Source organism: Brevundimonas sp. T2-11, assembly GCF_055397675.1.
The window spans coordinates 2,566,012-2,579,163 of the sequence record NZ_AP027920.1; the positions used below are offsets into that span (position 1 = coordinate 2,566,012).

The 13,152-nt window shown below is 68.2% G+C and carries 13 protein-coding genes; 5 read left to right on the forward strand and 8 right to left on the reverse strand.

Annotated elements, in window-relative coordinates; translation table 11 throughout:
• The first annotated feature begins 75 nt into the window (after window positions 1–75).
• From ACZ5XO_RS12555 to ACZ5XO_RS12575, 5 genes are all read left to right on the forward strand, one after another.
• A complete protein-coding gene (locus ACZ5XO_RS12555; RefSeq protein ID WP_464162672.1) occupies window positions 76–2,139 on the forward strand; it encodes a glycoside hydrolase family 97 protein in 2,064 nt (687 codons plus the stop codon).
• Window positions 2,136–3,677, forward strand: a complete 1,542-nt coding sequence (locus ACZ5XO_RS12560) for an MFS transporter (RefSeq protein WP_464162673.1) — start codon at window positions 2,136–2,138, stop codon at window positions 3,675–3,677. The genes ACZ5XO_RS12555 and ACZ5XO_RS12560 overlap by 4 nt, the downstream gene beginning before the upstream one ends.
• Window positions 3,674–4,603 (forward strand): alpha/beta hydrolase, encoded by a 930-nt coding sequence (locus tag ACZ5XO_RS12565; RefSeq protein WP_464162674.1) that lies wholly within the window; start codon window positions 3,674–3,676, stop codon window positions 4,601–4,603. The genes ACZ5XO_RS12560 and ACZ5XO_RS12565 overlap by 4 nt, the downstream gene beginning before the upstream one ends.
• 15 nt (window positions 4,604–4,618) lie before the next feature.
• Window positions 4,619–6,982, forward strand: coding sequence for a glucan 1,4-alpha-glucosidase (locus tag ACZ5XO_RS12570; protein ID WP_464162675.1), 2,364 nt, complete (start codon window positions 4,619–4,621; stop codon window positions 6,980–6,982).
• A 147-nt stretch (window positions 6,983–7,129) separates the two neighbouring features.
• The gene (locus tag ACZ5XO_RS12575; RefSeq protein ID WP_464162676.1) at window positions 7,130–8,386 is read left to right on the forward strand and encodes a D-amino acid dehydrogenase; all 1,257 of its coding nucleotides are present in this window, start codon (window positions 7,130–7,132) and stop codon (window positions 8,384–8,386) included.
• Between the two features lie 27 nt (window positions 8,387–8,413).
• On the opposite strand, the gene ACZ5XO_RS12580 is transcribed toward ACZ5XO_RS12575, so the two are convergent.
• From ACZ5XO_RS12580 to ACZ5XO_RS12615, 8 genes are read right to left on the reverse strand one after another with little or no spacing between them, the layout of a single operon-like run.
• The gene (locus ACZ5XO_RS12580) at window positions 8,414–8,872 is read right to left on the reverse strand and encodes a chemotaxis protein CheE (RefSeq protein ID WP_464162677.1); all 459 of its coding nucleotides are present in this window, start codon (window positions 8,870–8,872) and stop codon (window positions 8,414–8,416) included.
• 10 nt (window positions 8,873–8,882) lie between these two features.
• Window positions 8,883–9,473: a response regulator gene (locus tag ACZ5XO_RS12585; protein ID WP_464162678.1), complete on the reverse strand. Its 591-nt coding sequence runs from the start codon at window positions 9,471–9,473 to the stop codon at window positions 8,883–8,885.
• Window positions 9,473–9,832, reverse strand: coding sequence for a hypothetical protein (locus ACZ5XO_RS12590; RefSeq protein ID WP_464162679.1), 360 nt, complete (start codon window positions 9,830–9,832; stop codon window positions 9,473–9,475). Before ACZ5XO_RS12590 ends, ACZ5XO_RS12585 begins: the two co-directional genes overlap by 1 nt.
• The gene (locus ACZ5XO_RS12595; RefSeq protein WP_464162680.1) at window positions 9,832–10,377 is read right to left on the reverse strand and encodes a chemotaxis protein CheD; all 546 of its coding nucleotides are present in this window, start codon (window positions 10,375–10,377) and stop codon (window positions 9,832–9,834) included. Before ACZ5XO_RS12595 ends, ACZ5XO_RS12590 begins: the two co-directional genes overlap by 1 nt.
• Entirely contained in the window at window positions 10,374–10,763 is a 390-nt protein-coding gene (locus ACZ5XO_RS12600) for a response regulator (protein WP_431565929.1), read from the reverse strand. Before ACZ5XO_RS12600 ends, ACZ5XO_RS12595 begins: the two co-directional genes overlap by 4 nt.
• A gap of 11 nt (window positions 10,764–10,774) precedes the next feature.
• Window positions 10,775–11,818, reverse strand: a complete 1,044-nt coding sequence (locus tag ACZ5XO_RS12605) for a protein-glutamate methylesterase/protein-glutamine glutaminase (protein ID WP_464162681.1) — start codon at window positions 11,816–11,818, stop codon at window positions 10,775–10,777.
• On the reverse strand, window positions 11,815–12,681 hold the full coding sequence (locus ACZ5XO_RS12610) for a CheR family methyltransferase (RefSeq protein WP_464162682.1): 867 nt from the start codon (window positions 12,679–12,681) through the stop codon (window positions 11,815–11,817). The genes ACZ5XO_RS12605 and ACZ5XO_RS12610 overlap by 4 nt, the downstream gene beginning before the upstream one ends.
• Window positions 12,678–13,151 (reverse strand): chemotaxis protein CheW, encoded by a 474-nt coding sequence (locus ACZ5XO_RS12615; RefSeq protein WP_464162683.1) that lies wholly within the window; start codon window positions 13,149–13,151, stop codon window positions 12,678–12,680. Before ACZ5XO_RS12615 ends, ACZ5XO_RS12610 begins: the two co-directional genes overlap by 4 nt.
• Between the last annotated feature and the right edge of the window lies 1 nt (window position 13,152).

A 13,152-nucleotide genomic window follows, 5' to 3' on the forward strand; every position in this document is an offset into this window, starting at 1 on the left:
ATTTGCTGCAAATCTTGCTCTTTCATGCGCCCGTCAAACGGCGTCTGGCAAGAGCCTTCGTAACAGGACGTGATTATGTTGAAACGCCGGTCATTCCTCGCCCTCGGGACCGTCTCCGCTCTCGCCTTCGGCGCGCCGGTTGCGGCGCAGACGACCTCGAACGCCGTGCGCGCCTCGTCGCCGGGCGGGGTGCTGACGATCGAGATGGCCACCGACAACGACGGGCGTCCGACCTATGCGGTCAGCCGTCTGGGCAGGAAGGTCGTGGACACCTCATGGCTGGGCTTCCTGCTGACCGACGCCCCCATGCTGGAGCGCAACATGACCCTGACGGCGGGCGCCCCCGTCACGGTGGACGAGACCTGGGAGCAGCCCTGGGGCGAGCGCCGCTATGTGCGCAACCACTACAACGAATGGCGGGTCACCTTCACCGAGAAGGCGGGTCTGCGCCGTCGCTTCGACGTGGTCTGCCGCCTCTATGACGACGGTCTGGGCTTCCGCTACGAATTCCCCGAGCAGGACGGGCTGAAGACCGTCCGCATCGGCGCCGAACTGACCGAGTTCAACCTGTCCGAGGACGGCGAGGCCTGGTGGATTCCGGCCTGGGAATGGAACCGCGAAGAATACCTCTACAACCGCACCCGCATTGACGCGGTCGGCAGCGCCCAGACGCCGATGACGGTGCGCGGCGACAGCGGCCTGCACGTCTCCATCCACGAGGCGGCCCTGATCGACTATGCGGGCATGAACCTGCGCCGCGCCGAGGGACTGAAGTTCCGCGCCCAGCTGACGCCCGGCCTGACCAACGCCGCCGTGGTGCGCGAGGCCCCCTTCCACACCCCGTGGCGGACCCTGCAGATCAGCGACAGCGCCGCCGGCCTGGTGGAATCCAGCCTGATCCTGAACCTGAACGAGCCCAACAAGCTGGGCGACGTCAGCTGGTTCAAGCCGATGAAATACCTCGGCGTCTGGTGGGAGATGCATCTGGAGCTGAAGTCCTGGGGCTCGGGCCCGAAACACGGCGCCACCACCGAGAACGCCATCAAGCACATCGACTTCGCCGCCGAACACGGCTTCGGCGGGGTGCTGGTCGAGGGCTGGAACAAGGGCTGGGACGGCGACTGGTTCGCCAACGGCTCGGACTTCAGCTTCACCGAGGCCTATCCCGACTTCGACATCGAGCGGGTGACGGCGCACGGCCGGGCCAGGGGCGTGCAGCTGATCGGCCACCACGAGACGGGCGGCAACGCCTTCCACTATGAGCAGCAGCTCGAACCGGCCATGGCCCTGTATCAGCGACTGGGCATGCATTCGGTGAAGACCGGCTATGTCGCCGATGCGGGCGGGGCGCGCGTGGCCGGTCCCGACGGTCGCGCCGTCATGGTCTGGCATGAGAGCCAACCCATGGCCCAGCACCACATGCGCGTCATCGAGACGGCGGCGAAACATCAGGTCGCGGTCAACGCCCATGAGCCGTTCAAGGACACTGGCCTGCGCCGCACATACCCCAACATGATCAGCCGCGAAGGCGCGCGGGGCATGGAGTTCAGCGCCTGGGGCCAGCCGGGCAACCCGCCCGAGCACGAGGCCAATCTGGTCTTCACCCGCCTGCTGGCCGGGCCGATGGACTATACGCCCGGCATCTTCGGCATGGAGACGCGCAGCCCCGGCGGCATCCAGACCACCTGGGCCAAGCAGCTGGCCCTCTATGTCGTCATCTACAGCCCGATCCAGATGGCGGCGGACCTGCTGGTCCACTACGAGGCCAACCCCGCGCCCTTCCAGTTCATCAAGGACGTGCCGGTCGACTGGGCCGAGACGAAGGTTCTGGCCGGCGAGATCGGCGACTTCGTCGTCATCGCCCGCAAGGATCGCCATTCCGACGTCTGGGCCCTGGGCGCCGTTTCGGACGAACATCCGCGCAGCCTGAGCGCCGCGCTGAGCTTCCTCGACGCCGGTCGCCGTTATCGCGCGGAGATCTATCGCGACGGCCCCGACGCCGATTATCGCGGCAAGCGCGAGGACATCGTCATCGAGCAGCGCGAGGTGACGTCCACTGATACCCTGACGCTCAACCTGGCCTCCGGCGGCGGTCAGGCCATCCGCTTCGTGCCGCTGGGAAGGAAGTCGCGCCGATGAAAGACGCCCTGTCCGCTGAAGGCCGGACGCCGCGCGCCACGCGTCCGAAACTGCCCCGACCTCGTCTGTCGATGTGGGCGATCTGGAACATGTGCGTCGGCTTCTTCGGCATCCAGATCGGCTTTGGTCTGCAGAACGCCAACACCAGCCGCATCTTCCAGACCCTGGGCGCCGAGATCGACAGCCTGGCCATCCTGTGGATCGCCGCGCCGGTGACGGGCCTGCTGGTCCAGCCGATCATCGGCCATTTCAGCGACAAGACCTGGGGGCGGCTGGGCCGTCGTCGGCCCTACTTCCTGTTCGGGGCCCTGCTGACCTCGGCGGCGCTTGTGCTGATGCCGAACAGCCCGACGTTGTGGTTCGCGGCGGCCATGCTGTGGATCATGGACGCCTCGATCAACATCACCATGGAGCCGTTCCGCGCCTTCGTCGGCGACAACCTGCCCGAGGAGCAACGCACCGCCGGCTATGCGATGCAGAGCTTCTTCATCGGCACGGGCGCGGTCTTCGCCTCGGTCCTCCCGTGGCTGCTGTCGAACGTCTTCCACGTCGCCTCGATGGCGGCGGAGGGGGCGGTGCCCCTGTCGGTGAAGATCGCCTTCTACGTCGGGGCGGCGGGCCTGCTGGCCACGGTGCTGTGGACCGTCTTCACCACGAAGGAATACAGCCCCGCCGAGATCGCCGCCTTCGACGGCGTGACCGAGAACGATCCGGCCCCCACCTCGCCGGAGCGCGGCGCCGGCCTCTATGGCCTCGGCGGCCTGACCTTCCTGGGCCTGGGCGCGGCGGTCGCCGCCGTGGTCTTCACCGCTGGATGGGAAAAGGAGCTCTATATCCTGGCCGGGGCTTTGGCCGTCTTTGGCGCCCTGCAGTTGGCTGTCTCAGCCTTCCGCCGGGCGGCGCAGACCAACGGCCTGACAGAGATCCTCGACGACGTCTTCGCCATGCCCGACACCATGAAGGGTCTGGCCGTGGTCCAGTTCTTCAGCTGGTTCGCCCTGTTCTCGATGTGGATCTACACCACCGCCACGGTGACTGCGGTCCACTATGGCTCCTCCGATCCGACCAGCGCGGCCTACAACGCCGGGGCCGACTGGGTGGGAGTGCTGTTCGGGGTCTATAACGGGGTGGCGGCGCTGGCCGCCTTCCTGATCCCGGTCGTCGCCCGACGGACGGGTCGGCGCGGCGCCCACGCTATCAATCTGGTGCTGGGCGGTCTCGGCCTGATCGGCGTCGCCATGATCCGCGATCCGGCCCTGTTGTGGCTGCCGATGATCGGGGTGGGCTTCGCCTGGGCCTCGATCCTGTCCATGCCCTACGCCATCCTGGCGGGCGCCCTGCCGGGGCGGAAGATGGGCGTCTACATGGGCGTCTTCAACATCTTCATCGTCGTGCCCCAGCTGCTGGCTGCGACCATCCTGGGCCTCATCCTGAAGCACCTGTTCGCGGGTGAGGCGGTCTACGCCCTGATCATCGGCGGGGTCAGCTTCTTCATCGCCGCCGTCTCGGCCCTGTTCGTGCGCGAGCACAAGGCATGAACCTCTCGCGCCGCACGGCGCTGGGCCTGCTGGCCGCCTTGCCCTTCGCAGGCAAGGCGATGGCGGACGTCCCGGTGGATGGAAGGCTGGTCGAACACCCGGACTTCGCCTCCGCCCACGTCCAGCCGCGCAACGTCACCGTCTGGCTGCCGCCCGGCTATGAGGCGGGGTCAGGCCGCCATCCCGTCCTCTACATGCACGACGGCCAGAACCTGTTCGACGCGTCGAAAGCCAATTTCGGCGAGTGGGGCGTGGACGAGCATCTGGGCCGGCTGATCGCCAAGGGTCAGGTCCGCGCCCCGATCGTGGTGGGGATATGGAACACGCCGCTTCGCTTGCGCGAATATGTCCCCGCCGACCTGATAAGCGCCCTCCCGGCCGAGGTCCGCGACGATGTTCAGGCCATCTATGGGGGCGCGCCCCTGTCGGACCAATACCTGCGCTTCATGGTCGAGGAGCTGAAGCCCTTCGTTGACCAGACCTATCGCACCCTGACCGGGCCGGCCGACACCCTGATCAGCGGCTCCAGCATGGGCGGCCTGATCTCGCTCTATGCGGTGATGAAGCACCCCGAGGTCTTCGGAAGCGCCGCCTGCCTGTCGACCCACTGGCCGCTGCGCATCGACGGTCTGGACGACCCGGCGGCCCTCGCCGTCTGGCGCGACAAGGTGGTCGGGGCCTGGACCCGCGTGGTGGCGAACGGCCTGCCCGCGCCGGGGTCGCACCGCTTCTACTTCGATCGCGGCGACGAGACGCTGGATCAGTTCTACGCCGTCTTCCAGAGTCGCATCGACGCCGTCTTCCGCGAGCGCGGCTACGGCCCGCGTGACTTCCAGACCCTTCTGTTCCCAGGCGCACAACACAATGAGGCGTCGTGGAACGGCCGCCTCGACGTGCCGCTGAAATTCCTGCTGACGCCTGCCTGAGTGAGAGATTTTCCCATGCGTGTTTTCAAGAGCCTGATCCTCGCCGGCGCCGCCGCCTCCGTCCTGACCGGCGCCGCAAACGCTCAAACGGCGCCGGGCGCGCCGGGCGAGGCCCCGACCTGGGCCTATGCCGCCAAGGTCGGCGCGGGCACGGCCTACGAGGCCTATGTCGACGGCGCCTATCGTGATGGCGGGCCTACGGGAACGGTGTCGAAGGTCTGGTTCTCCATCGCAGACGGGGTGCTGACCGAAACCATGTACGGCCTGATCCACGAGGCCCAGATCAAGCAGCTGCGCCTGGCGGTCGCCACCGACAGCGGTCTGGCCGTCGAGGGCGCGGACACCGACTTCACCATCGACTACCTGCACAAGGACGCACAGGGTCGCCCCCTGTCGCCCGCCTATCGCGTCACCACCACGGACAAGGCCGGGCGTTTCGCCATCGACAAGCAGGTCTTCACCGATCCGGACGGTCAGGCCCTGATCCTGCGCGTCACCGTGCGGGCGCTGAAGGACGGCGTGACCCCCTATGTCCTGCTGGAGCCGCACATGGCCAATACCGGCGTGGACGACCGGGGCGAGGCGTCGGCGACCGGCCTCTACGCCCACGAAGGAACCGTCCATCTGGCCTTGCGACCCGGCGCCCCGTTCGAGGCCGCCAGCGTCGGCTTCATGGGCGCATCGGACGGCCTGACCGGGCTGAAGGGCGGCGCCCTGCCCGCCTATTCGACCACGGGCGACGCGGGCGGCAACATCATGCTGACCGGCGCCCTGCCGCGTCTGGAACAGGGCCAGAGCCTGAGCCGCGACTTCGTTATCGGTTTCGGCGACAGCCGCGCCGCCGCTGAAGCTCAAGCCGACGCCGCCTTCGCTACAGGCCTCGACGAAGTGCTGAAGCGCTTCAACGGCGAGGGCGAGCGGGTGGGCTGGGAGGACTATGTCGCCTCCCTGAGCGAGCTGCCGCGCGTGGCGGCGCAATCCACCGACGGCGGCAAGCTGGCCTACGCCTCGGCCCTGATGATCAAGTCGCTGGAGGACCACACCCACGCCGGCGCCCTGATCGCTTCGCTGTCCAACCCCTGGGGCGACACGGTGGACGCGTCGAAGCCCTCGACCGGATACAAGGCGGTCTGGCCGCGCGACTTCTATCAGGTGGCCATGGCCTTCGCCGCCCTGGGCGACAAGGAGACGCCCCTGGCGGCCTTCCACTACCTGCCCCAGGTCCAGGTCGGGCCGGACACGCCGGGCAACAAGGGCGACGGCGGCTGGTTCCTGCAGAAGACCCATGTCGACGGCACGCTGGAGTGGATGGCGGTCCAGCTGGACCAGACGGCCATGCCCATCATGCTGGGCCATCGCCTGTGGACCATGGGCTGGCTGTCCGACGCCGACATGGCCGAGATGTATGCTAAGATGCTGAAGCCCGCGGCCGACTTCCTGGTCGACGGCGGTCAGGTGGACATCGACTGGAACCAGAACGAGATCCGCCCGCCCTTCACCCAGCAGGAGCGCTGGGAGGAGCAGCAGGGCTATTCCCCCTCCAGCACCGCCGCCGTGGTGGCCGGCCTGACGGTGGCCGCCGAGATGGCGCGGGCCGCAGGCGACGCCCCGGGCGCCGCCCGTTATCAGGCCGCCGCCGATCGCTATGCCGGTCAGATCGAGGCCGGCATGTTCACCACGAATGGCGACTTCGGCGACGGGCGCTACTACGTCCGCATCACCCGCAACAACAATCCGAACGACAAGGCCCCCATCGGCGAGGCCAACGGCCAGATCGCGCCCCCCGAGGACCACGTGATCGACGGCGGCTTCCTGGAGCTGGTCCGCTATGGCGTGCGGGCGGCCGATGACGACCATGTCGTGGCGACCCTGGGCGAGTACGACGACACGGCGCGCGAGGACATGTACCGCGTCCGCTACGACTTCGGACCGGCGGGCGACACCACGCCCGGCTGGCGCCGCTACGGCGTCGACGGCTATGGCGAGGACGTCTCGGACGGCAAGGGCTACGGCGTCGGCGGGATCATGGCGCCGGGCCAGCGCGGCCGGGTCTGGCCCTTCTTCACCGGTGAACGCGGTCATTATGAACTGGCCCGCGCCCTTCAGGCCGGGACCGCCGACGAGGCTTCGCTGAGCGCCATCCGCCAGACCTATGTGCGCGGCATGGAGCGCTTCGCCAACGCGGGCCTGCTGCTGCCCGAACAGGTCTGGGACGGGGTCGGCGCTCCGACCGCGCACCAGGAGGCCATGGGCGAAGGCACCAACTCGGCCACGCCCCTGGCCTGGACCCACGCCGAATACCTGAAGCTGCTGCGTTCGCTGGCGGACAAGGCGGTCTGGGATCGCTACGCCCCGGTGGAGGCGCGCTTCATAAAATGAGCAAATAATCGGCCCGGATCAGCGTGATCCGGGCCGAACTGTTTCAACAAACACACATGGTGCAGCGCACACGTTCCGGCGGCGCTCGACAAACGCAAAAACTGGTCTAGGGAACTGGCGCGGGGAACTTCGCGTAAGGTCAAGACCATGAAGATCGCAGTCCTGGGCGCCGGCGTCATCGGGGTGACGACGGCCCACTATCTGGCCAAGGCCGGGCATGAGGTCACGGTGATCGACCGCCAGAGCGGCCCGGCGCTGGAGACCAGCTTCGCCAACGCCGGCGAACTGTCGCCCGGCTATTCCTCGCCCTGGGCCGCGCCCGGCATTCCGGCCAAGGCGGTCAAGTGGCTGTTCATGCGCCACGCCCCGCTGATCCTGCAGCCCCACATGAACGTGGCGACCGTGCGCTGGCTTCTGGCCCTGCTGCGCAACTGCACCTCGGCCCGCTATGCCCTGAACAAGGCGCGGATGGTGCGTCTGGCTGAATACAGCCAGGAGATCCAGACCGCCCTGAACGCCGAGCTGGACCTGCAATACGACCACCGCACCCAGGGCACCCTGCAGCTGTTCCGCACGCAGAAGCAGCTGGACGGCATCTACAAGGACACCGAGGTCCTGCGTCAGGGCGGCGTGCCGTTCGAGGTTCTGGATCAGGACGGCTGCATCGCCGCCGAGCCGGGGCTGAAGGCCACGCGCGACCTGTTCGTCGGCGGCCTGCGTCTGCCGAAAGACGAGACCGGCGACTGCTTCAAGTTCACCAATGCGCTGGGCGAGGTGGCGGCGGGGCAAGGCGTGACCTTCCTCTACGACACCGCCATCAAGGCTCTGGTCACCGACAAGGGCCGCATCTCGGGCGTCCAGACCGACAAGGGCGTGATCACGGCCGACGCCTATGTCCTGGCCCTGGGCAGCCATTCGCCGCAGATGGTCAAGCCGCTGGGCCTGACCCTGCCGGTCTATCCGGTGAAGGGCTATTCGATCACCGCCCCGATCGTGAACGAGCCCGCCGCCCCCGTCTCGACCATCATGGACGAGAGCTACAAGGTAGCCATCACGCGTCTGGGCGACCGCATCCGCGTCGGCGGCATGGCCGAGATCTCGGGCTACAACAACGTCCTGCCGGAACAGCGCCGCAACACGCTGGAGCATTCGGTGGGTTCGCTCTTCCCCGGCGCGGGCGATCTGAAGGCGGCGACCTACTGGTCCGGCCTGCGCCCAATGACGCCGGACGGGACCCCGGTCATCGGCAAGACGAAGTTCGACAACCTGTTCCTGAACACCGGCCACGGGACGCTGGGCTGGACCATGGCCTGCGGCTCGGCCCGCGTCATCGCCGACATCGTCAGCGGCCAGACCCCGGACATCGAGACGGCGGATCTGGGGATTGCGCGGTACGGCCAGTAAATCCTTCTCCCCTTGAGGGAGAAGGGATTATGTATCCTGCCGCGCCTTCGCCGCCACGGATCGCAGACCCAGCAGAAGGGCGTCGCTGGTGGCGTCGGCCTTGCAGCCGCCAGTCAAGATCAGGCGCATGGCCTGGACGTGGACGGCGACCGTGGGCCAGCTCCAGGCGCCGCTGGTCTGCATCCGGTCGGCCACGTCGCACAGGCTGTAGCCCGCCTCATACAGCGGCCCGGTATCGAAGAAGCCTGCTGTCGCCAGCAGGTTCGAAGCCAGGCTGTAGACCTGCGGCTCGCTGCCGGGCGCGGCGGCGGCGGCGACCAGTTCCAGCTCGGTGACGGTCCCGGCGACGGTGATCATGACGTCTTCGCGGTGCCGCTCCAGCCGCTCGTTGGCGCGACGCTCGATGTCGGCGACAGTGCGGCCGCCCGGCTGGGCCATCTGACGCGCCAGGGTGGTCTTGATCTTCAGGGTACGGGCTTCGGTCACTTGGCGGTGCTCACAGGGCGACCCTTTGGGGCTTCATCAGCATGTCGATATCGGACTGGTCCATATTCTCCTCGACGGCGGCGCCGACGTGAGCGGACAGATCGTCCTTGCGGCGTCCGGCCATGCCAAGCGGCGGGCCGAAGTTGCGCACGCGGCGGTCGGGTCCGACATAGTTCTCGCTCTCGACGAACTCGCGCTCGTCGCCCGCCAGCCACAGGATGCGGCGCAGCAGGACCGCCGGGGTCAGCGGCTTGGTGACCACGAAGCTGACGCCGCAATCGCGACCTTCCTGCACCTTGGCCTGGGAGGCGTGGCCGGTCAGCAGGATCACAGGAATGAAGCGCAGGGGCGCCGGGGTCTCGCGCCGCAGCCAGCGCGCGAAGGCGTAGCTGTCCATCTCGGGATCGGCGCAGTCGATGACGATCAGGTCGACGGCGCGGTTCTGGATGACGCGCACGCCCTCGGTCGCCGAGGCGCACTTGATCTGCTCCTTGACGCCGAAGCCCTGGAAGACAGAGCTGAGCATGTCCAGCGCCTGCGGATTGTCGTCGATCAGCAGGACGGTCGACTGCTCCAGATTGACGCGTTCGGCGGCGCTCATCAGTCGAACAGCAGCAGGTCGCCGGAGACGGCGGCAGGCGCGGACGCCGAGGTCGCCGGCTTCACGCGGAAGGACAGTTCACGCAGGCGGTCGGCCATTTCGGCCAGAGGCAGGGCGGCCAGGGCCGTGTCCATCGGCTGATCGGCGGCCAGGGCGCCGGCCAGACCCGACAGGGCGTCCACGCGCTGGCTCAGGACGTCAAAGGCCTGCATGCGGGTCAGATAGGTCAGGCGCTGCTCGGGCGGGGCCAGGCGCAGCAGTTCGGAGACCAGGCCGCCGGCCTCGTCCACGCCCGCGCGGATGTCGGCCAGTTCGGCGGCGACCGCCGTCAGCAGGCCCTTGGTGTCGTAATCGCTCATCAGAACAACTCCAGCGCACCGGAATCGACGGGCGGCGGCGGGGGCGGCGTCGGGCGCGGGGCGACCGCATCCGTGACCGCGCGTTGCAGCGCCCGACCGGTCACCGGCCAGTAATGCAGTCGACGCCCCCCGGCGCCCCTGAGGCTGGCGCCGACGACGGGGATGCCCTCGTCGGCCAGAAAACGCTCGGCGAAGTCGGCGTTGGAGGTTCCCACGTCCTTCAGCGAGTCGAACATGCGGCCGCCGCCGAACAGCTTGGCTTCCAGACGGTCGCGTCGCCCGCCGGCCTTCAGCACGTCGTTGATCAGCAGTTCCATGGCGTAGGCGCCGTAGCGACGCCCCGCGTCGGTCCCCGCCCCCGCGCCTTCGGGCAGCAGGAAGTGGTTCATGCCCCCGACCCCGGCCACGGGATCGCGCAGGCACATGGCGACGCAGCTGCCGAGCACGGTCGAGAGCACGACATCGGGATCAGACGTCACATAGTGCTCGCCCTGACCGACGTGGACCCGCCGTTCCATCATGTGCTGGTCGCCCGCGCGGATCATGTCAGCGGGCCGAACACGCCTTCCAGCTTGTCTTTCAGCTGGGCGGTGGTGAAGGGTTTGACCAGATAGTTGTTCACGCCGAACTGCACGGCGCGCTGCACCAGTTCACGGTCGGCGCGGCCGGTCAGCATGATGAAGGCCGTCTTGGAGGTCGGCGGGTGGGCGCGAATGGCGCGCAGCAGGCCCAGGCCGTCCAGGTTCGGCATGTTGAAGTCGGAAATGACCAGGTGAACCGGCTTGGTGATGATGGAGCGCAGGGCCAGTTCGCCGTCGGCGGCTTCTGATATCTCGCGCACGCCGATCTGCTGCAGACTGTTGCGGATCAGGGAACGCATGGTCAGTTGATCGTCGACGACCAGGACATTGAGGGCGGAGGCGGCAGGCATACGGGTAGTCCTTACGCGACAGGCTTTGAGGCGTGGGCGCCGGCGGCGCACAGGTCGAGAATGGCGGGGGCGAGACGGGGCAGAGACAGCTGGCGCTCCACGGCGCCCAGCTCGAAGGCGGCGCGCGGCATGCCGTAGACGACGCTGGAGGCTTCGTCCTGGCCCAGGGTGCGGGCGCCGGCCTGACGCATGGCCAGCAGGCCCTTGGCGCCGTCCTTGCCCATGCCCGTCAGGATGACCCCGGTCATGGGCCGCCCCAGACGGGCGACCGAGTTGAACAGGACGTCCACAGAAGGACGGTGGCCGTTGACCGTATCGGCGGCGACCAGACGGCAGCGCCCGCCGGACACCTCCAGGTGCTTCTCGCCGCCCGGGGCGATGTAGACGTGACCGGGCGCCAGGGGGGCGCCGTCGACGGCCTCGGTGACCGTGGCGCCGGACGCCTTGTCCAGACGGGCCGCGAAGCTCCTGGTGAAGGTGGCGGGCATGTGCTGCGTCACCACCGTCGCCGGGCAGTTGGCGGGGAAGGCCGTCAGGATGTTCAGCAGGGCCTCGACCCCGCCGGTCGAGGCGCCGATGGCCAGGATGTGGTTGGGATCGGCTCGATAGGCCCCGTCCACCGCGCGCGCTTCACGCGTCTCCAGCGGACGGACCCGGGATCGGGCGGCGATCTTCACCTTGTCGGCCAGGTCGGCGAAGGCTTCCTGGGCCGGAACGCCCGGCGCGGGCTTGGCCACAGCGTCCACGGCGCCGACTTCCAGCGCCGCCAGGGTCACGTCGGTCCCCGCCTGGGTCAGGGTCGAGACCATGACCACGGGCATGGGCCGCAGGCGCATGATCTTCTCGAGGAACTCCAGCCCGTTCATATTGGGCATCTCGACGTCCAGGGTGATGACGTCGGGATTCAGCTCCTTGATCGCCGCGCGGGCTTCCAGCGGGTCAGCCGCCGTGCCGACCACCGAAATCTCGGGATCGCGGCGCAGGACGGCGCTGATCAGGCTGCGCATGGTGGCGCTGTCGTCGACGATCAGGACGCGGACCGGGTTCTGGCTCATGCCCGGCCCGCCAGCTTGTAGGCGGTCAGGCCGCAGGTCTGAAGCTGGCTGGTCGCCGGGCCGCTGACGCGCTCGGAATGACCGATGTAGAGGGTGGCGCCGGGCGTCATCATCGGGGTGAAGCGGCTCCAGACCATTTCCTGGGTCGCGTCATCGAAATAGATGACCACGTTGCGGCAGAAGATGACGTCGAACTTGCCGCGCATGGGCCAGTCGCCGATCAGGTTCAGTTCGCGGAAGGACACCAGACGCCGCAGGGTCGCGTCGGCGCTGAACAGGCCGGGACGACCCGCGACGGGCTCGAAATGCTTGCGGCCCGAGGCCGGGACCGGCGACAGCAGCTCCTCGGAATAGACGCCCGCCGCCCCCTCGGCCACCATGTTGGGATCGATGTCGGTGGCCAGGATGCGCACGTCCAGATCGGCGGCTTCCGGCAGGACGTCCAGCACGGTCAGGGCCATGGAATAGGGCTCCTGTCCGTTGGAACAGGCCGCCGACCACAGGCGCACGCGCCCGCCCGCCCGCGCCCGCGCCGCCAGCTCCGGCATGACGTGGTCGCGCAGGTGATCGAAGTGGTGCGGCTCGCGGTAGAAGCGGGTGACGTTGGTGGTCAGGGCCGCCGTCATGGCCTGACGCTCGTCGACGCCCTCCACGCCCTCGATCAGGGCGCAGTAGTCGCGGAAACTGCGCAGCCCCAGCAGGCGCAGGCGCTTGGCCAGGCGCGAATAGACCAGGGCGGCCTTGCCCTCGCTCAGGGCGATGCCGGCGTGGGCGTGCAGGGTCTGGGCGATGTGGCGGAAGTCCTCGGCGGTGAAGACGAACTCGCCTTCCACCAGGGACGCCCGCCCGGAGGCGGTGGTCATGCGGCTTCGACTTCGCTTTCGGCCGGCAGGACGTGCTCCAGGTCGATCAGGCTGATCATGCGGCCGCCCTCGACGGCGAAGATGCCCTTGACGAAGGTCTTCACGTGATCGCTGGCGACGTCGGGCGTCGGCTGGATGGTCGAGTCCGTCAGCTGCACGATGTCCGACACGGCGTCGACCAGCAGACCGACCAGTCGGTTGCCGATATGGGCCACCATGATGACGTGGCGGGCGGTCGGCTCGGCGGTTTTCAGGCCGAAGCGGGCGCCCAGGTCGATGATCGGCAGGACGATCCCGCGCAGGTTGATCACGCCCTTCATGTAGGAGGGCGAGCGCGGCAGCGGGGTCGCCGGGGTCCAGCCGCGAATCTCGCGGACGTTCATGATGTCGACGCAGAATTCCTGCTCGCCGATGCGGAAGGCGATCAGTTCGCGGTCGGCGCCGGCGACGTTGGAGGTGACTTCGGTCATG